Source organism: Enterobacter sp. JMULE2, assembly GCF_013337145.1.
GTDB classification, from domain to species: Bacteria; Pseudomonadota; Gammaproteobacteria; order Enterobacterales; family Enterobacteriaceae; genus Enterobacter; species Enterobacter mori.
Genome location: NZ_SGWD01000010.1, coordinates 1,163,731 through 1,181,010, shown reverse-complemented (window position 1 = coordinate 1,181,010; position 17,280 = coordinate 1,163,731). Strand labels below are relative to the sequence as shown.

General features: G+C 56.3%; 18 protein-coding genes. 10 read left to right on the top strand and 8 right to left on the bottom strand.

What is annotated here, in order from left to right; genetic code table 11:
* Positions 1 to 71: 71 nt before the first annotated feature.
* Together EXW94_RS06435 and EXW94_RS06430 are read left to right on the top strand one after the other, a co-directional pair.
* On the top strand, positions 72 to 1,655 hold the full coding sequence (locus EXW94_RS06435; protein WP_126816307.1) for an MFS transporter: 1,584 nt from the start codon (positions 72 to 74) through the stop codon (positions 1,653 to 1,655).
* A 4-nt stretch (positions 1,656 to 1,659) separates the two neighbouring features.
* On the top strand, positions 1,660 to 2,799 hold the full coding sequence (locus EXW94_RS06430; RefSeq protein ID WP_126816354.1) for a glycoside hydrolase family 105 protein: 1,140 nt from the start codon (positions 1,660 to 1,662) through the stop codon (positions 2,797 to 2,799).
* Between the two features lie 75 nt (positions 2,800 to 2,874).
* On the opposite strand, the gene argS is transcribed toward EXW94_RS06430, so the two are convergent.
* Positions 2,875 to 4,608 (bottom strand): arginine--tRNA ligase, encoded by a 1,734-nt coding sequence (gene argS, locus EXW94_RS06425; RefSeq protein WP_010432547.1) that lies wholly within the window; start codon positions 4,606 to 4,608, stop codon positions 2,875 to 2,877.
* 239 nt (positions 4,609 to 4,847) lie between these two features.
* Between argS and EXW94_RS06420 the strand changes: the two genes are divergently transcribed.
* Positions 4,848 to 5,408, top strand: a complete 561-nt coding sequence (locus EXW94_RS06420) for a VOC family protein (RefSeq protein ID WP_120157987.1) — start codon at positions 4,848 to 4,850, stop codon at positions 5,406 to 5,408.
* 78 nt (positions 5,409 to 5,486) lie between these two features.
* Positions 5,487 to 6,230, top strand: a complete 744-nt coding sequence (gene cutC / locus EXW94_RS06415) for a copper homeostasis protein CutC (protein ID WP_108417579.1) — start codon at positions 5,487 to 5,489, stop codon at positions 6,228 to 6,230.
* Between the two features lie 262 nt (positions 6,231 to 6,492).
* On the opposite strand, the gene cmoB is transcribed toward cutC, so the two are convergent.
* Genes cmoB through EXW94_RS06390 form a run of 5 tightly spaced genes read right to left on the bottom strand, consistent with a single transcriptional unit; the run spans position 6,493 to position 10,074 of the window.
* Complete coding sequence (gene cmoB / locus EXW94_RS06410; protein ID WP_108417580.1) at positions 6,493 to 7,464, bottom strand: tRNA 5-methoxyuridine(34)/uridine 5-oxyacetic acid(34) synthase CmoB; 972 nt, start codon at positions 7,462 to 7,464, stop codon at positions 6,493 to 6,495.
* The gene (gene cmoA, locus EXW94_RS06405) at positions 7,461 to 8,204 is read right to left on the bottom strand and encodes a carboxy-S-adenosyl-L-methionine synthase CmoA (RefSeq protein ID WP_174339746.1); all 744 of its coding nucleotides are present in this window, start codon (positions 8,202 to 8,204) and stop codon (positions 7,461 to 7,463) included. The genes cmoB and cmoA overlap by 4 nt, the downstream gene beginning before the upstream one ends.
* 40 nt (positions 8,205 to 8,244) lie before the next feature.
* Entirely contained in the window at positions 8,245 to 8,640 is a 396-nt protein-coding gene (locus tag EXW94_RS06400; RefSeq protein WP_010432562.1) for an MAPEG family protein, read from the bottom strand.
* A 52-nt stretch (positions 8,641 to 8,692) separates the two neighbouring features.
* Positions 8,693 to 9,511: a DUF72 domain-containing protein gene (locus EXW94_RS06395; protein ID WP_174339745.1), complete on the bottom strand. Its 819-nt coding sequence runs from the start codon at positions 9,509 to 9,511 to the stop codon at positions 8,693 to 8,695.
* Entirely contained in the window at positions 9,508 to 10,074 is a 567-nt protein-coding gene (locus EXW94_RS06390; protein ID WP_174339744.1) for a hydrolase, read from the bottom strand. Before EXW94_RS06390 ends, EXW94_RS06395 begins: the two co-directional genes overlap by 4 nt.
* Positions 10,075 to 10,338: 264 nt before the next feature.
* Here EXW94_RS06390 and aspS point away from each other — a divergent pair, with 264 nt between their 5' ends.
* The 6 genes from aspS to ruvB all read left to right on the top strand — a co-directional run bounded on the left by aspS (position 10,339) and on the right by ruvB (position 15,595).
* Positions 10,339 to 12,111 (top strand): aspartate--tRNA ligase, encoded by a 1,773-nt coding sequence (gene aspS / locus EXW94_RS06385; RefSeq protein WP_126816313.1) that lies wholly within the window; start codon positions 10,339 to 10,341, stop codon positions 12,109 to 12,111.
* A 1-nt stretch (position 12,112) separates the two neighbouring features.
* On the top strand, positions 12,113 to 12,556 hold the full coding sequence (gene nudB, locus EXW94_RS06380) for a dihydroneopterin triphosphate diphosphatase (RefSeq protein WP_010432572.1): 444 nt from the start codon (positions 12,113 to 12,115) through the stop codon (positions 12,554 to 12,556).
* Between the two features lie 27 nt (positions 12,557 to 12,583).
* Positions 12,584 to 13,324 (top strand): YebC/PmpR family DNA-binding transcriptional regulator, encoded by a 741-nt coding sequence (locus tag EXW94_RS06375; protein ID WP_010432574.1) that lies wholly within the window; start codon positions 12,584 to 12,586, stop codon positions 13,322 to 13,324.
* A 34-nt stretch (positions 13,325 to 13,358) separates the two neighbouring features.
* Entirely contained in the window at positions 13,359 to 13,880 is a 522-nt protein-coding gene (gene ruvC / locus EXW94_RS06370; RefSeq protein WP_003859749.1) for a crossover junction endodeoxyribonuclease RuvC, read from the top strand.
* Positions 13,881 to 13,961: 81 nt separating this feature from the next.
* Complete coding sequence (gene ruvA / locus EXW94_RS06365) at positions 13,962 to 14,576, top strand: Holliday junction branch migration protein RuvA (RefSeq protein ID WP_010432577.1); 615 nt, start codon at positions 13,962 to 13,964, stop codon at positions 14,574 to 14,576.
* Positions 14,577 to 14,584: 8 nt separating this feature from the next.
* Positions 14,585 to 15,595, top strand: a complete 1,011-nt coding sequence (ruvB, locus tag EXW94_RS06360) for a Holliday junction branch migration DNA helicase RuvB (RefSeq protein ID WP_010432579.1) — start codon at positions 14,585 to 14,587, stop codon at positions 15,593 to 15,595.
* Between the two features lie 84 nt (positions 15,596 to 15,679).
* Here the strand turns inward: ruvB and znuB are convergent, their stop codons facing one another.
* Both znuB and znuC read right to left on the bottom strand, forming a co-directional pair.
* Positions 15,680 to 16,465, bottom strand: a complete 786-nt coding sequence (znuB, locus tag EXW94_RS06355; RefSeq protein WP_108417582.1) for a zinc ABC transporter permease subunit ZnuB — start codon at positions 16,463 to 16,465, stop codon at positions 15,680 to 15,682.
* Positions 16,462 to 17,217 (bottom strand): zinc ABC transporter ATP-binding protein ZnuC, encoded by a 756-nt coding sequence (gene znuC, locus EXW94_RS06350; RefSeq protein WP_148399915.1) that lies wholly within the window; start codon positions 17,215 to 17,217, stop codon positions 16,462 to 16,464. Before znuC ends, znuB begins: the two co-directional genes overlap by 4 nt.
* Between the last annotated feature and the right edge of the window lie 63 nt (positions 17,218 to 17,280).

The following is a 17,280-nucleotide window of genomic DNA, read 5'->3' as shown; positions in this document are numbered from 1 at the left end:
TAGCCGTGTAAAAACTCCCGGACGAGGTTTGCTTACAGGGAGTCTCCCAAAACTGATTAGGGTTGACGGCAATGAAAACACGTAAAATTGGACTCGCAAATTATCTTGCTTACGGGTCAGGCGATTTCCTCGGCGCGGGTACCACCGCGCTGACGGCGGCCTGGCTTTTGTATTTTTATACCACCTTCTGTGGACTCACACCGATTGAAGCAACGTTCATCTTTGCCGCTGCAAGGGTGCTGGATGCCGTTGTCAGCCCGCTGATGGGCTTTTTGACCGATAACTTTGGTACGACCTGGCTCGGTAAGCGCTTTGGTCGCCGTAAGTTCTTTATCCTGCTGGGTATTCCGTGCGTGTTCAGCTACTCGCTGATGTGGGTAGGGGACATGAGCTTCTGGTACTACCTACTGACCTATCTGGTGTTTGATATTGTCTACACCATGATTCTGGTGCCGTACGAAACGCTGGTACCGGAAATGACCGATGACTTTAAACAGAAAACCAAGTTCTCCGGGGCGCGTATCTCTATGGCGCAGATGTCCGCCATTCTGGCCTCCTTCCTGCCGGGGATCCTGCTGACCCATTTCGGGAAAGACAACGCGGTTTCCTTCTTCTACGCAAGCCTGGTTTTCTCCGTGCTCTGCGCGCTGATGCTGACCTTCGTTTGGTTCTTTACCTGGGAGCGCCCGCGTGAGGAGTGGTCTGAAGCGGCGCTGCGTGCCGAAGAGGAGAAGAAGAAGCTGACGCTGGGTCAGAGCCTGAACCGTCTGTTCGTGGAGTTAAGCTCGACGCTGCGTATCAAGATTTTCCGCCAGCATCTGGGTATGTACCTCGGTGGGTACATCGCGCAGGACGTCTTTAACGCGGTGTTCACCTACTACGTGGTGTTCGTACTGATGCAGGAAGCCTCTATGGCGTCCAACCTGCTGGGCACGATGGCCATCTTCCAGTTCCTGGCCGTAATCGGGATGATCCCGCTGTGCATTCGCTTCGGGCCTGCGCCGTCTTACCGCATGGTGGTGGTGCTGTTTGGTCTGGCATCCATTTCTTACGCCGTGCTCTACTACGCGGGTCTGAGCGACGTTTACTCTCTGCTGTTGCTGATCTCTGCGGTGGCGGGCCTCGGTCGCGGCGGTATCAACTACGTACCGTGGAACACCTACACCTACATTGCCGACGTGGATGAAGTGATCACCGGCCAGCGCCGCGAGGGGATCTTCGCGGGGATCATGACCCTGACCCGTAAGGCGTCACAGGCCGGTGCGGTGATGCTGGTGGGCATCGTGATGCAGATGTCCGGCTTTGTCAGCGGTCAGAAAGTGCAGCCTGCGGAAGTGAGCCACACCATCCTGATGATCCTGAGCGTGGGCACCATTCTGGTGCTGTTCTGCGGCTTCCTCGTTTCCCTGCGCTTCAAGCTCAATTTGCAGACCCACAGCACGCTGCGCGAAGAGACCGCCAAAATGCGCGAGTCCGGCCGGGCGATGCCAGAAGCCGCTACGCCGCAGGCCCGCGAGACAGTGGAAATGCTGGCCGGCATGCCTTACGAGTCACTGTGGGGCAATAACAACATTGGTTATCTGAATCGTAATAAACCGGCGGCACCTTCGCTGAAGGATCGCGCGGTACTGAATTCGACATACAACAGAGGTTAAGATGATGAAAGTTTGGCCTGTCAAACATAGCCCGTTACTGCGTCAACCCGAGCGCTTTATCGCCCGGGACGAGCTGAAGTCGCTGATTCAAAAGGTGACGCATAACCTGGTCAATATCCACGACAAAACGGGGCAATTTTTGCTGCGGCTGGACGACGGGCGCGTAATCGACACCAAAGGCTGGGCCGGATGGGAATGGACGCACGGCGTCGGCCTGTATGGGATCTGGCAGTACTACTGCCAGACTGGCGATGAAGGTATGCGTGAGATTATCGACGGCTGGTTTGCCGACCGTTTTGCGGAAGGCGCAACCACCAAAAACGTCAATACCATGTCGCCGTTCCTGACGCTGGCCTATCGCTACGAAGAGACGAAAAACCCGGCCTGGCTGCCGTGGCTGGAAAGCTGGGCGGAATGGGCGATGAATGAGATGCCGCGCACCGAACACGGTGGCATGCAGCACATCACCCTCGCGGAAGAGAACCATCAGCAGATGTGGGACGATACGCTGATGATGACGGTTTTGCCGCTGGCGAAAATCGGCAAGCTGCTCAATAAGCCGGAGTACGTTGAAGAGGCGGTCTATCAGTTCCTGCTGCACGTGCAAAACCTGATGGATCGGGAGACCGGCCTGTGGTTCCACGGCTGGAGCTACGACGGCAACCATAACTTCGCCAATGCCCGCTGGGCACGCGGCAACAGCTGGCTCACTATCGTGATCCCGGACTTCCTCGAGCTGGTGGATCTGCCGGAAAACAACGCCGTGCGCCGCTATCTGGTGCAGGTGCTGAACGCGCAGGTTGCGGCGCTGGCGAAATGTCAGGATGAGAGTGGGCTGTGGCATACGCTGCTCGACGATCCGAATTCGTATCTTGAAGCATCGGCTACCGCCGGGTTTGCTTACGGCATTCTGAAGGCGGTGCGCAAGCGCTACGTTGGCGCGGAGTATGCCGAAGTGGCAGAAAAAGCCATTCGCGGTATCGTGAAGAATATCTCGCCGGAAGGGGAACTGCTGCAAACGTCGTTCGGTACGGGGATGGGAAGCGATCTTGAGTTTTACCGTCAGATCCCGCTCACCTCCATGCCGTATGGGCAGGCGATGGCGATTCTCTGTTTGACGGAGTATTTGCGGAAATACTTCTGAACCTGTGGATATCCCCGGTGGCGCTGCGCTTACCGGGGCTACAAAACAAAACCCGGCTTGCGCCGGGTTTTGTTTTTACATACGTTCTACGGTTTCGATACCCAGGGTATCCAGACCCAGCTTCAGGGTCTTCGCCGTCAGCTGCGCCAGCTTCAGGCGGCTGTTGCGAACCGCTTCGCTTTCTGCCGACAGGATAGGGCAGTGCTCGTAGAAGCCGGAGAACAGACCCGCCAGATCGTACAGGTAAGCACACATCACGTGCGGCGTACCGTCACGCGCCACAACCGTCAGCGTCTCTTCAAACTGCAGCAGACGCGCTGCCAGCTGCGCTTCGCGATCTTCGGTAATATTCACTGTGGCGTTCGCCAGCACGCTTTCGTCGATATTGGCTTTACGGAATACGGAGAGCACGCGGGTGTAGGCATACTGCATGTACGGTGCCGTGTTGCCCTCAAACGCCAGCATGTTATCCCAGTCGAAGATATAGTCGGTGGTACGGTTCTTGGACAGATCCGCGTATTTCACCGCGCCGATACCGACAGCGTTAGCCAGTTTTTCCAGCTCGTCGGCAGGCATGTCCGGGTTTTTCTCCGCGACCAGGCGACGGGCGCGTTCCAGCGCTTCGTCCAGCAGGTCGGAGAGCTTAACGGTGCCGCCCGCGCGGGTTTTGAACGGCTTACCGTCTTTACCCAGCATCATGCCGAACATGTGGTGTTCCAGCGGTACGGAATCCGGCACGTAACCGGCTTTACGCACGATGGTCCATGCCTGCATCAGGTGCTGGTGCTGGCGGGAGTCGATGTAATACAGCACGCGGTCTGCATGCAGGGTTTCGTAACGGTATTTCGCACAGGCGATATCGGTGGTGGTGTAGAGATAGCCGCCATCCTTTTTCTGGATGATGACGCCCATTGGTTCGCCTTCCTTGTTTTTGTACTCATCAAGGAATACCACCGTTGCACCTTCGCTCTCTACCGCCAGACCTTTAGCTTTCAGGTCTGCCACAATGCCAGGCAGCATTGGGTTGTAGAGGCTTTCACCCATCACGTCGTCGCGGGTCAGGGTGACGTTCAGGCGGTTATAGGTCAGCTGGTTCTGGGACATGGTGATGTCAACCAGCTTGCGCCACATCTCGAGGAAGTACGTGTCGCCGCCCTGCAGTTTTACTACGTAGCTGCGCGCGCGCTCGGCGAAGGCTTCGTCTTCGTCGTAGTGCTTTTTCGCTTCGCGGTAGAAGCCTTCCAGGTCCGCCAGCGCCATTTCGCCAGCGTTTTCCTGCTGCTGTTTTTCCAGGTAAGCAATCAGCATACCGAACTGAGTTCCCCAGTCGCCCACGTGGTTCGCGCGGATCACTTTATGACCGAGGAATTCATTGGTACGCACGGAGGCGTCGCCGATAATGGTGGAACGCAGGTGACCGACGTGCATCTCTTTCGCCACGTTTGGCGCGGAGTAGTCGATCACAATCGTCTGCGCCTTCGGCTGGGAAACGCCCAGACGGTCTGATTTCAGCGCCGCGTCAACGTGGCTTGCCAGGAACGCAGGCTCCAGGAAGATGTTGATAAAGCCCGGACCGGCGATTTCAGTCTTACTGGCAATCCCGGTGAGATCCAGATGCGTCAGTACCTGCTCAGCGAGCTGTCGCGGCGGCATGCCCAGTTTTTTAGCCACTGCCATCACGCCATTAGCCTGATAGTCGCCAAACTGTACTTTTGCTGACTGACGAACCTGCGGTTCGCAATCCGCAGGCGCACCTGCGGCAATCAGTGCCTGACTGACTTTTTCTGAGAGAAGAGCCTGAATATTCACCTGGATACCTTACGTTTTTGGTGCGGGGGAACAACGACCCGCGCCCGTTAAAGAATTTAGGGCGGGAGTATACTGCAAATGCCCTCTGGCGTCAGCATTGCGGGGGCTGAAGATAGTACAGAATCCAGGCTAAGAAGGTGTGCATAATCATGCAGTCGTAAAAACCCCTATTCTGCGGTTGGTCGAAAGGGGGGAACAGAGTAAATTAGCGGCTTTGCGACATGATAAGAGACTGACGTATGGCGAACTGGCAAACCATTGACGAACTGCATGATATTTCCGCAGATTTACCGCGCTTCACTCAGGCGTTCACAGAACTTGCCACCCGCCTGGGTCTGGATATCGCACCGCTTGAGGCCGATCACATCTCTCTGCGCTGTCATCAGAATGCGACAGCCGAGCGCTGGCGTCGCGGTTTCGAGCAGTGCGGTGAACTGCTTTCTGAGAATATCATTAATGGTCGCCCAATCTGCCTGTTCAAACTACATGAACCGGTGCGTGTCGCGCACTGGCAGTTCACCGTTGTCGAACTGCCGTGGCCGGGCGAAAAACGCTATCCGCATGAAGGCTGGGAACATATCGAAATTGTCCTGCCGGGTGAGCCGGAAACGCTGAATGCGCGCGCATTGGCGCTGTTATCCGACGAGGGCTTAAGCCAGCCGGGTATCTATGTGAAAACGAGTTCACCAAAAGGTGAGCGCGAACGTTTACCCAATCCCACGCTTGCCGTTACTGACGGACAGGTCACGGTGAAGTTTCATCCGTGGACGATCGAACAGATCGTTGCCAGTGAAGCCTAAGAGTTGTGAGTTCTGGCCGAGACCAAAAAGGGATGGCGTGACATGATGGTTCGTTGAGTGGAAATTAAGGAGGATTAAATGGCGCTGCTGGAGATTTGTTGTTACAGCGTGGAGTGTGCCGTGACCGCGCAGGAGCAGGGTGCGGATCGCATTGAACTGTGCGCGGCACCGAAAGAGGGCGGGCTGACGCCATCCTGCGGCGTGTTGAAGTCTGCCCGTCAGGCCGTCACGATTCCCGTTCACCCGATTATTCGTCCGCGCGGCGGTGATTTTTGTTACACGGCGGGCGAGTTCAGTGCCATGCTTGATGATATCGCGCTCGTTCGGGAACTGGGGTTCCCGGGGCTGGTAACCGGTCTGCTGGATGAAGACGGCAATATTGATATACCGCGCATGCGTCAGGTCATGAGCGCCGCGCAGGGGCTGGCCGTCACTTTTCATCGTGCATTTGATATGTGTAAAGATCCGCTTCAGGCCTTTGAAACGCTTGGAGAACTTGGCGTGGCGCGCATTCTGACATCGGGTCAGCAGTCGTCAGCTGAAAAAGGACTGCAATTAATTACGGAACTAAAAGCACATTCCGGTGTTCCAATAATCATGGCGGGCGCAGGAGTACGCGCCAGCAATCTGGAACTGTTTTTAGACGCAGGGGTAGAAGAGCTTCACAGCTCGGCAGGTCAATGGATACCGTCACCCATGCGTTATCGCAATACAGGGTTGTCTATGTCGACGGATGCTGAAGCGGATGAGTACTCACGCTACGGTGTAGATGGAGAGTCGGTTGCGGTAATGAAATCGTTGATTGAACGTCATCACGTGTAGCAACGTACCGATTTTTACCGCGCATCATGTCGCCCAATATGATGCTTGCTTGTACCAGGCCCCTGCAATTTCAACAGGGGCCTTTTTTTCTCCTTCATATTTCAAGCCGCAGCCGCGTTGGCCGCCTCGCTCACTCCGGTCACTTACTGATGTAAGCTCCCGGGGATTCGCTGCGTTGCCGCCTTGCTGCAACTTGAACTATTTCGGAGAAAACGTGCTACGAGTAGGCCGGGTAAGGCGTAGCCGCCACCCGGCTAAAGGGTTACGGCTTGGTCGCAATCAACACTGCACGCATCGGGGCCGGGTAGCCTTCAATGGTTTTGCTGTGGTCGGCCGGGTCGAGGAACTGCTCCAGCGATTCGGTGATCATCCAGTCGGTGCGGCGCTGTTCTTCGAGAGAGGTCACGCTGACATCGGCAATCCGCACATCCACAAACCCGCATTTTTCCAGCCAGTTCTTCAGCGCCAGCGCGGAAGGGATGAAATAGACGTTGCGCATCTGCGCGTAGCGATCGCCCGGCACGAGAACGGCATGTTCATCGCCTTCAATCACCAGCGTTTCCAGCACCAGTTCGCCGCCGCTGACCAGCTGATCTTTCAGTTGCCACAGGTGTTCAAGCGGGGAGCGACGGTGGTACAGCACGCCCATGGAGAAGACGGTATCAAAGGCTTTCAGGGCAGGGAGTTGCTCAATGCCCAGCGGCAGCAGGTGCGCGCGCTGGTCGTTGCCCAGCAGTTTACGCACCGCTTCAAACTGGCACAGGAACAGTTGCATCGGGTCGATACCGACGGCCAAATGGGCACCTGCGCCAATCATGCGCCACATGTGGTAACCGCTGCCGCAGCCCACGTCCAGAATGGTGCGCCCGCTCAGGTCTGAAAGATGTGGCAGAACGCGATCCCATTTCCAGTCTGAGCGCCATTCGGTATTAATGTCCACACCGTACAGCGAGAACGGCCCTTTGCGCCACGGCATCAGGTTACGCATCAGGGTCTCGATGCGGTTTATCTGCCCGGCAGGGAGCGGCTCTTTACTTTCCGCCGTCACGCTGTGCAGCAGATCCAGGCGGTGCGGCGTCAGTTCCGGCAGAAACTCCACCGCGTTGGACCACTGCTTAAGCAGCCCATGCTGCTGATCGCGCTGCCAGGTGGCGATTTGCGCAGGCAGGGTTTCCAGCCAGTGGGAGAGGTGATTTTTTGCAATCAGCTGATAGAAGTTGCCGAACTCAATCATGCTGCATCCTCAGCTTTCAGCGCCACCAGAGAGCCAAAGTTAAAGCACTGGAACCACAGTTCACTGTGCTCAAATCCCGCTTTGCGCAGGCGCGCCTTGTGGGTTTCTACGGAGTCCGTCAGCATCACGTTTTCGAGCATGCTGCGCTTCTGGCTGATCTCCAGCTCGCTGTAGCCGTTCGCACGCTTGAAATCGTGGTGCATGTTGAACAGCAGTTCGCCTACGTTAGCGTCTTCAAAGCTAAACTTCTCTGAGAGCACCAGCGCGCCACCGGGATTCAGACCTTTATAAATTTTGTCCAGCAGCAGCTGGCGGTCTTCAGGCACCAGGAACTGCAGGGTAAAATTCAGTACCACCATCGACGCGTTTTTGATCTCGATATCACGAATATCGCCTTCCACCACCTCGACAGGGGTGGGCGCTTTATAGGCGTCAATGTGGCGTCGACAGCGTTCGACCATGGCCGGAGAGTTATCGACGGCAATGATTTTGCAGTCATCCTGACGTACGTTACGACGGATCGACAGCGTTGCCGCGCCGAGCGAACAGCCCAGATCATAGACCTGCGTGTCGGGTTGAACGAAACGTTCAGCCAGCATGCCGATCATAGAAATAATATTGGAGTAACCGGGAACAGAGCGCTGGATCATATCCGGGAAGACTTCGGCTACCCGTTCATCAAAGGTCCAGTCGCCCAGGCTGGCGATAGGCGCGGAAAAAAGCGTGTCGCGATCTGACATAACGTAAAAATCCGGGAAAAATAAAGGGGCGTATTGTGCGCTAACGGAAGGAGAAAACCAACTCCCACGGCATATACCAAAGGTTAGCCAGCACCATCAGCACAAGCGAACACCAGGTCGCGCTCATGCCGGAACGACGCCAGCGAAATACGCGGTGGTGGTAGCCATAATAATGCATTAACCGACCCGCAATCAGGAGCAGGCCGCAGACGTGCACCATCCAGGTTTCTGCCCCGTTCATTTCCATAAACAGCAGCAGGATCAGCGCGACGGGAATGTATTCAACCGCGTTACCGTGAATGCGAATGGCGCTCTGCAGTTCGGAAAAACCACCGTCACCGTAGGAGACGCGGTATTGCATTCTCAGGCGCACAACATCAAATGAAAACTTAATCAGCAGTAATGCACCTAACACCGCATACAGCGCGCTGACCATACAAACTCCCTGTTATTTGGCAGATGGCACCTCTCTATGATAAGTGCCTTCCTCAAAAAAGAGAAGATTGTTGTGGAATAGAAGGGGCGCTGCCGACGGACGGTACCGCGGCCTGCAAGGCCTGCCAGAGAGCATCGACCAGTTCGGGAGCCTGGGCAATGTCGGGGGTGTGCAGGAAAAGATAGGGCGTGGTCGTTTGCTCCCATTTCGCTAACGTTTGCAGCCAGACGGCGAACATATCCTGATTTTGCTGCATGTTATCGCTGCCGATGAACCTGACCATTGGATTTTGCGCGGTCACGATGGCATGCACCGGAACTTTTGGCTTCTTGCGCTGGGCATCCACAATAGCCTCATTATGAGGAATTGCGCTGTGTACCGGGCGGCTATCGAGGATCACCCGGTTAATGGAACGTTCAAGAAGACCGCGATTGAGCGCGCGTTCGGCCTCACCTTTCGCAAAGAAGTCCTGGTGTCGGACTTCTACGCCGTAGGTGAATTCGCGGGGCAGAACATCCAGAAACTGCCACAGCACGGGCAAATCGCGTGGGCCAAAGGTGGCGGGAAGCTGGAGCCAGTATTGGCCAATTCGGTTGGCCAGCGGGGACATGCGCGTAAAGAACTCTTCGGTTAAGTCACCGCAGTTACGCAGCGCGGCGTTGTGGGAGATAGTCGCCGGAAATTTAAAGCAGAAGCGAAACGCGTCCGTGGTTTGTTCCCGCCAGCGCTCAACAATCTCTGCTTTGGGGAGCGCGTACAGCGTGGTATTACCCTCGACACAGTTGAAGTGGCGGGCATACTCTTCAAGGCTGGTGATGCCCAGACGCACCCATTTCGGGTGCGACCACTGGGGCAGGCCCACGTATATCATAAGGCGCTTAAAATCTCGCTTGTGCTGCGTACGCGACCGATGCGCGGGAAGATGTGGGTCATGCTACCCTGATGCTGCTCCGCAGATGCCGCGCTGCAGGCATCTTCGGCGATCACCAGATTAAAGCCCAGCTCCCAGGCATTGCGGGCCGTTGATTCCACGCCGATGTTGGTGGAGATCCCGCACAGGATAATGGTGTCGATCCCGCGACGGCGCAGCTGCAGCTCCAGATCGGTGCCGTAGAACGCGCCCCACTGGCGTTTGGTGACTTCGATATCGCTGTCGCGTTTGCCGAGCGAGAGAGGATATGTCCACCAGTTGTCCGGCAATGCGTGCGCGGCAGCCTGTGCATCGACCGGCTGTTTCAACGCTTCGGCGAAATCCGCTGACCAGCCGACGCGCACCATGATAACAGGCGCACCGCTGGCACGGCATTTTTCCGCGAGACGGGCCGCACGGCTGACCACATCGTCAGCGGTATGTGGGCCACCGGCAAAGGGGAGGATCCCTTCCTGTAAATCAATCACCACAAGTGCAGTTTTGGTGGCATCAAGTGTCGACATAGTAACTCCAGTTAAATGAATAGCTTCGGCTACACCTTACGACGTGATGGCCTGTTATCGGTCGGATAATTTTGTTAATTTTTGTGAGAATACGCAATAAGAGTGCAGCAAACGAGCGTCAGGCCGCGCTTCTCTCTTATCGTCCGGCGGAATTTCCAGTATAATAGCCGCCTTTTTTCATCCAGTTGTGACATACAGAAAGCTGCGACATCGTGGCCTGCAAGACAGGCGACAATCAGCCTGCGGCTAATTAAGGGATATCTCATGCGTACAGAATATTGCGGGCAGCTGCGTCAGTCCCACGTCGGGCAGCAGGTTACCCTGTGTGGTTGGGTCAACCGTCGTCGTGATCTTGGTAGCCTTATCTTCATCGATATGCGCGACCGCGAAGGTATCGTTCAGGTGTTCTTCGATCCGGATCGTGCAGAGGCGTTGAAGCTGGCTTCTGAACTGCGTAATGAGTTCTGCATTCAGGTCACCGGCACCGTGCGTGCGCGTGACGAGAAAAACGTTAACGCAGACATGGCGACCGGTGCGATTGAAGTCCTGGCGTCTGACCTCGTTATCATCAACCGTGCTGAAGCGCTGCCGCTGGACTCCAACCACGTCAACACTGAAGAAGCGCGTCTTAAGTATCGTTACCTGGATCTGCGTCGCCCGGAGATGGCTCAGCGCCTGAAAACCCGTGCGAAAATCACCAGCCTGGTGCGTCGTTTTATGGATGACCACGGTTTCCTCGATATCGAAACCCCGATGCTGACCAAAGCCACGCCGGAAGGCGCGCGCGATTATCTGGTTCCGTCCCGCGTTCATAAAGGCAAATTCTACGCGCTGCCACAGTCTCCTCAGCTGTTCAAACAGCTGCTGATGATGTCCGGCTTCGACCGTTACTATCAGATCGTAAAATGCTTCCGCGACGAAGACCTGCGCGCTGACCGCCAGCCAGAATTTACCCAGATCGACGTCGAAACTTCCTTCATGACCGCCGAGCAGGTGCGCGAAGTGATGGAAGCGCTGGTGCGCGGCCTGTGGAACGACGTGAAAGGCGTTGAGCTGGGTGACTTCCCAATCATGACCTTCGCCGAAGCCGAGCGCCGTTACGGTTCTGATAAACCAGACCTGCGTAACCCGATGGAGCTGGTGGACGTGGCAGACCTGGTGAAAGCCGTTGAGTTTGCGGTATTTGCTGGCCCGGCTAACGATCCGAAAGGTCGCGTCGCGGCCCTGCGCGTTCCGGGCGGTGCGGCCCTGAGCCGTAAGCAGATCGACGACTACGGTAACTTCATTAAGATCTACGGTGCGAAAGGTCTGGCCTATATTAAAGTGACCGAACGTGCAAAAGGTCTGGAAGGTATCACCAGCCCGGTAGCGAAATTCCTGAACGCAGACATCGTGGAAGCGATCCTTGAGCGCACAGGCGCGCAGGACGGTGACATGATCTTCTTCGGCGCAGACAACAAGAAAGTCGTGGCGGATGCGATGGGCGCGCTGCGTCTGAAGCTCGGCAAAGACCTGAACCTGACCGACGAGAACAAATGGGCGCCACTGTGGGTTATCGACTTCCCAATGTTTGAAGACGACGGTGAAGGCGGTCTGACCGCAATGCACCACCCGTTTACCTCGCCAAAAGACATGAGTGCGGCAGAGCTGAAAGCGGCGCCGGAAGACGCGGTCGCGAACGCTTACGATATGGTTATCAACGGCTACGAAGTAGGCGGCGGTTCCGTGCGTATTCACAGCGGTGAAATGCAGCAGACCGTGTTTGGCATTCTCGGCATTAACGAGCAAGAGCAGCGCGAGAAATTCGGCTTCCTGCTGGACGCCCTGAAATACGGCACGCCTCCACACGCGGGTCTGGCATTTGGTCTTGACCGTCTGACCATGCTGCTGACCGGCACCGATAACATCCGTGATGTTATTGCCTTCCCGAAAACCACTGCTGCCGCGTGTCTGATGACCGAAGCGCCAAGCTTTGCCAACCCGGCCTCTCTGGCTGAGCTGGGCATTGAAGTGGTGAAGAAGGAAGAGAAAAACTGATATGGCATATAAGCTTCCCGTTTCTGTCCTGGTGGTCATTTATGCAGAAGACACGAAGCGGGTGCTGATGTTGCAGCGGCGCGACGATCCTGATTTCTGGCAGTCGGTTACCGGCAGTCTGGAAGAGGGGGAGACCGCGCCGCAGGCCGCCGCGCGTGAAGTAAAGGAAGAGGTCGCCATTGATGTTGCTCGCGAGCAACTGACCCTGAAGGACTGTCAGCGCACGGTGGAGTTTGAAATTTTTAGCCATTTACGTCATCGCTATGCGCCGGGTATCGAACGCAATACGGAATCGTGGTTCTGTCTTGCGCTTCCCCACGAACGGGAGATCGTGTTCACTGAACACCTGACCTACCGCTGGGTGAATGCGGCGGATGCCGCCGCACTCACCAAGTCGTGGAGCAACCGGCAGGCGATTGAAGAATTTGTAATTAACGCAGCCTGAGAAGGCGCGATTTTTGGAGAACTTTTTATGGCAGGTCATAGTAAGTGGGCCAACACCAAACACCGCAAAGCGGCACAGGATGCCAAGCGCGGTAAGATCTTTACCAAAATCATTCGCGAGCTGGTGACTGCAGCGCGTCTGGGCGGCGGCGATGCGGGTTCTAACCCACGTCTGCGCGCGGCTATCGATAAAGCGCTGTCGAACAACATGACGCGTGACACCCTGAACCGTGCTATCGCACGTGGCGTGGGCGGCGATGAAGACGCGAACATGGAAACCATCATTTATGAAGGTTACGGTCCTGGCGGTACAGCGGTAATGGTTGAATGTCTGTCTGACAACCGTAACCGTACCGTTGCGGAAGTGCGCCATGCGTTCACCAAAACCGGTGGTAACCTGGGCACTGACGGTTCCGTGGCTTACCTGTTCAGCAAAAAAGGCGTCATCTCCTTCGAGAAAGGCGACGAAGATGCGATCATGGAAGCGGCGCTGGAAGCCGGTGCGGAAGACGTTGTGACTTTCGATGATGGTGCTATCGACGTTTACACCGCGTGGGAAGAGATGGGTGCGGTGCGCGACGCGCTGGAAGCGGCTGGCCTGAAAGCGGACAACGCTGAAGTCTCCATGATCCCGTCCACCAAAGCGGATATGGATGCAGAGACTGCGCCAAAACTGCTGCGTCTTATCGACATGCTCGAAGACTGCGACGACGTGCAGGAAGTGTATCACAACGGTGAAATCTCTGATGAGGTTGCAGCGACTCTCTAATGAGAGCGTATAAATCCGTTACAGGAGACGCGTGATGTCGATTATTCTCGGGATTGACCCAGGCTCACGCGTCACCGGTTATGGCGTTATCCGTCAGGTTGGACGCCAGCTAACCTACCTGGGCAGTGGCTGTATTCGCACCAAAGTCGACGATTTGCCGTCGCGCCTGAAGCTCATTTATGCGGGCGTGTCGGAGATCATCACCCAGTTTCAGCCCGACTATTTCGCCATTGAACAGGTCTTTATGGCGAAAAACGCTGATTCAGCGCTAAAGCTCGGTCAGGCGCGCGGCGTTGCCATCGTCGCTGCCGTGAACCAGGATTTGCCGGTATTCGAATATGCGGCAAGACAGGTTAAGCAGACGGTGGTGGGCATCGGTAGCGCGGAGAAAAGCCAGGTGCAGCATATGGTGCGTACCTTGCTGAAGCTTCCCGCGAACCCGCAGGCCGACGCCGCCGATGCGCTGGCGATTGCGATTACCCACTGTCACGTCAGCCAGAACGCGATGCAGATGAGCGAGTCGCGGCTTAATCTGGCACGAGGCAGGTTACGATAATAAGAAATCAGGCTGGATAAACATCCAGCCTTTTTTTATTATGTCGCCAGTCAACATTTTTCCAGAACGCAGGAGCGTCACGTGATAGGCAGACTCAGAGGCATCATCATTGAAAAACAACCCCCGTTAGTGCTGCTGGAAGTGGGTGGCGTGGGCTATGAAGTCCATATGCCGATGACCTGCTTCTACGAGCTGCCGGACGCGGGCAAAGAGGCGATTGTCTTTACCCAGTTCGTGGTGCGTGAAGATGCCCAACTGCTGTACGGCTTCAATAACAAGCAGGAACGCACCCTGTTCCGCGAGCTGATTAAAACCAACGGCGTTGGGCCGAAGCTGGCGCTGGCGATTTTATCCGGCATGTCCGCTCCACAGTTTGTGAATGCCGTTGAGCGCGAAGATCCTGCTGCGTTGATTAAACTGCCGGGTATTGGCAAGAAAACCGCCGAGCGTCTGATTGTCGAAATGAAAGACCGCTTTAAAGGTCTGCACGGCGATCTGTTTACCCCGGCGGCTGACCTGGTGCTGACGTCCCCGGGCGCGCCTGCGTCGGATGACGATGCGGAACAGGAAGCGGTTGCTGCGCTGGTGGCGCTGGGCTATAAACCTCAGGAGGCCAGCCGTATGGTGAGTAAAATTGCCAAACCGGATGCCAGCAGTGAAACCCTGATTCGTGAAGCGCTGCGCGCTGCATTGTGAGGTAAAGGATGATTGAAGCAGACCGCCTGGTATCGGCAGGCACAATTCAGGCAGATGACGTGGTGGATCGCGCGATCCGCCCAAAACTGCTTGATGAGTATATCGGCCAGCCGCAGGTTCGTTCCCAGATGGAGATCTTCATCCAGGCGGCAAAACTTCGCGGCGATGCGCTCGATCACCTGCTGATTTTTGGCCCTCCGGGTTTGGGGAAAACGACCCTGGCGAATATCGTCGCCAATGAAATGGGCGTGAATCTGCGCACCACCTCCGGTCCGGTGCTGGAGAAAGCGGGCGATCTGGCGGCAATGCTCACCAACCTTGAGCCGCACGACGTGCTGTTTATCGATGAAATCCACCGCCTGTCGCCGGTGGTGGAGGAAGTGCTCTATCCGGCGATGGAAGACTACCAGCTGGATATCATGATCGGAGAAGGTCCAGCCGCGCGCTCTATCAAAATCGATCTGCCGCCGTTTACCCTGATTGGCGCCACGACCCGCGCCGGGTCGTTAACTTCTCCGCTGCGCGACCGTTTCGGCATCGTGCAGCGCCTGGAGTTTTACCAGGTGCCCGATCTCCAGCATATTGTTGGCCGTAGCGCCCGTTATATGGGTCTGGAGATGAGCGAAGAGGGCGCGTTTGAAGTGGCGAAGCGTTCCCGCGGTACGCCGCGTATCGCAAACCGCCTGCTGCGCCGCGTGCGTGACTTTGCCGAAGTGAAGCATGATGGCACGATTTCGGCAGAGATCGCCGCCCAGGCGCTGGATATGTTGAACGTCGATGCGGAAGGCTTCGATTACATGGACCGTAAGCTACTGCTGGCGGTACTGGATAAGTTCTTTGGCGGCCCGGTCGGGCTGGATAACCTGGCGGCGGCAATCGGAGAAGAGCGAGAGACGATTGAGGATGTGCTGGAGCCGTATCTGATCCAGCAGGGCTTCCTGCAGCGTACGCCGCGTGGACGCATGGCAACGGTGCGGGCGTGGAATCATTTTGGAATCACTCCGCCCGCAATGCCATAAAAAATGCCGGGTGGCGGCTACGCCTTACCCGGCCTACGCAACGGTTTTGTAGGCCCGGTAAGCGAAGCGCCACCGGGCAAAATATCAAACCGCGGCTTTCTTCATCATACTGAAAATAAACAGCGCCGCCGCACATAGCACCACTGACGGCCCCGCTGGCGTGTCATAGAACGCCGAGAAGGTTAGCCCACCCGTTACCGCAATCATCCCGATAATGACGGCCACACCGGCCATCTGCTCAGGCGTACGGGCGAAACGACGCGCGGTTGCCGCAGGGATGATCAGCAGTGACGTGATAATCAGCGCACCGACGAACTTCATCGCCACCCCGATGGTTAATGCCGTCACCAGCATCAGCAGCAGCTTCACGCGCTGCAGCTTCACACCGTCGACAAACGCCAGGTCCGGGCTGACGGTCATCGCCAGCAAATTCCGCCACTGCCAGAGCAGAATAGCGAGCACCACCACCACGCCGATGGCGATAGAGATGAGGTCTTCCGGCGTCACGGCCAGCAGGTCGCCAAACAGGTATGCCATCAGGTCAACGCGGATATTCGACATCAGACTGACGACCACCAGACCGAGAGAGAGGGCGCTATGCGCCATAATGCCAAGCAACGTGTCTATCGCAAGATGAGGGCGTTTCTCCAGCCAGACCAGACCGGCCGCCAGCAGCAGCGTCACCACAATCACCGCGTAGAAGGGATTCACGTCCAGTAGCAGGCCAAAAGCCACCCCTAACAGAGAAGCATGGGCCAGCGTATCGCCGAAATAGGACATTCTGCGCCACACCACAAACGAGCCCAGCGGGCCCGCGGCGCAGGCAAGCATAATCCCGGCCAGCCAGCCGGGCAGTAACAGTTCAATCATGAGTGTCCGTTTCCCCGGCGCAGGACAATTCGTCCCTGTAAATCATGGCGGTGGTTATGATGATGGCGGTAAATCCCCAGCTGTTCTGCACCACGCGGGCCGAACATTGAGATGAACTCCGGGTGCATCGAGACCACTTCCGGCGTGCCGGAGCAGCAGATGTGATGATTCAGACACAGTACTTCGTCAGTTTTCGCCATCACCAGATGCAGATCGTGAGAAACCATCAACACCGCGCAATCAAGCTCACGACGTAGCTGGTCGATCAAATCATAAAGCGCAACCTGACCGTTCACGTCCACGCCCTGGGTGGGTTCATCCAGCACCAGCAGCTGCGGGCTGCTCAGCAGTGCACGGGCAAGCAACACGCGCTGGGTTTCACCGCCAGAAAGCTTTTGTAACGGGGCGTCGACAAGATGACCTGCCTGTACGCGTTTCAGTGCGGGGAGGATATCGGCCTTATGGGTACCCGGGCGCAGACGCAGAAAGCGACTGACCGTCAGCGGCAGCGTGGCGTCCAGGTGTAATTTTTGCGGTACATAGCCGATACGCAGTTTATCTTCACGTTTGATAACACCTTCATCGGGGGCTACCAAACCCAGTACCACGCGCACGAGCGTAGATTTGCCTGCGCCATTAGGGCCAAGCAGCGTCAGAATTTTGCCGGGTTTGAGATCCAGTGACACGTCAGAAAGGACGCGGCGCTGGCCGAATGATACCGACACATTTTCAAGAGAAACCAAAGTCGTCATGTCAATTTAAGCTTGCAGAAGTCAACGAATGTTATAATATCACATCCCACGCATTCATTACGA

Bases quoted from the DNA above. Each gene is read 5' to 3' on its own strand.
- ruvB (WP_010432579.1), top strand. From the start codon at position 14,585: ATGATTGAAGCAGACCGCCTGGTATCGGCAGGCACAATTCAGGCAGAT.
- EXW94_RS06375 (WP_010432574.1), top strand. From the start codon at position 12,584: ATGGCAGGTCATAGTAAGTGGGCCAACACCAAACACCGCAAAGCGGCA.
- cmoA (WP_174339746.1), bottom strand. From the start codon at position 8,204: ATGTCAGATCGCGACACGCTTTTTTCCGCGCCTATCGCCAGCCTGGGC.
- ruvC (WP_003859749.1), top strand. From the start codon at position 13,359: ATGTCGATTATTCTCGGGATTGACCCAGGCTCACGCGTCACCGGTTAT.
- nudB (WP_010432572.1), top strand. From the start codon at position 12,113: ATGGCATATAAGCTTCCCGTTTCTGTCCTGGTGGTCATTTATGCAGAA.
- EXW94_RS06430 (WP_126816354.1), top strand. From the start codon at position 1,660: ATGAAAGTTTGGCCTGTCAAACATAGCCCGTTACTGCGTCAACCCGAG.
- znuB (WP_108417582.1), bottom strand. From the start codon at position 16,465: ATGATTGAACTGTTACTGCCCGGCTGGCTGGCCGGGATTATGCTTGCC.
- EXW94_RS06395 (WP_174339745.1), bottom strand. From the start codon at position 9,511: ATGATATACGTGGGCCTGCCCCAGTGGTCGCACCCGAAATGGGTGCGT.
- EXW94_RS06420 (WP_120157987.1), top strand. From the start codon at position 4,848: ATGGCGAACTGGCAAACCATTGACGAACTGCATGATATTTCCGCAGAT.
- cmoB (WP_108417580.1), bottom strand. From the start codon at position 7,464: ATGATTGAGTTCGGCAACTTCTATCAGCTGATTGCAAAAAATCACCTC.
- EXW94_RS06400 (WP_010432562.1), bottom strand. From the start codon at position 8,640: ATGGTCAGCGCGCTGTATGCGGTGTTAGGTGCATTACTGCTGATTAAG.
- znuC (WP_148399915.1), bottom strand. From the start codon at position 17,217: ATGACGACTTTGGTTTCTCTTGAAAATGTGTCGGTATCATTCGGCCAG.
- EXW94_RS06435 (WP_126816307.1), top strand. From the start codon at position 72: ATGAAAACACGTAAAATTGGACTCGCAAATTATCTTGCTTACGGGTCA.
- aspS (WP_126816313.1), top strand. From the start codon at position 10,339: ATGCGTACAGAATATTGCGGGCAGCTGCGTCAGTCCCACGTCGGGCAG.
- cutC (WP_108417579.1), top strand. From the start codon at position 5,487: ATGGCGCTGCTGGAGATTTGTTGTTACAGCGTGGAGTGTGCCGTGACC.
- EXW94_RS06390 (WP_174339744.1), bottom strand. From the start codon at position 10,074: ATGTCGACACTTGATGCCACCAAAACTGCACTTGTGGTGATTGATTTA.